Source organism: Streptomyces sp. 4F14, assembly GCF_048159485.1.
In the GTDB taxonomy this organism is placed as follows: Bacteria; Actinomycetota; Actinomycetes; order Streptomycetales; family Streptomycetaceae; genus Streptomyces.
In genome coordinates this window covers 1-343 of record NZ_JBLRVY010000302.1, presented here as the reverse complement: position 1 = coordinate 343, position 343 = coordinate 1, and the positions used below count along the sequence as shown (strand labels likewise).

1 pseudogene is annotated in these 343 nt (G+C 71.7%); it reads right to left on the bottom strand.

Features of this window, described 5'->3' with window-relative positions:
* Window positions 1-343 (bottom strand): annotated as a pseudogene (locus ACLZOT_RS50830) (hypothetical protein); the annotation flags it as partial.

Genomic DNA, 343 nt, shown 5'->3' with positions numbered 1-343 from the left:
ACCGCCCAGTACGCCAGCGGGAGCGCGCACACGAAGACCGGTACGGCCAGCAGACGGGCCTCCCGGCGGTGCACCAGGCGCAGCTGCTCGGGCCTCAGGCACAGGCCCAGCACGAAGTACGGCAGGAACTGCGCGACGCGCTGGAGGTCGAGGTCGTCCCCGATGGACGGGGAGAGGGTCGCCGCGGCGGCGATGGTGAGGGCCGGCGGCAGGGGGCTGCGGAGCGACTCCCAGATCGGGGTCGTCAGACGCCAGATGAACAGGGCCGCCAGGAACCAGGTCAGATACAGCGGGTCGAGGAGGGTGATCGGGCGGTCGGGATCGTCGCTGGTCCAGCGGGTGA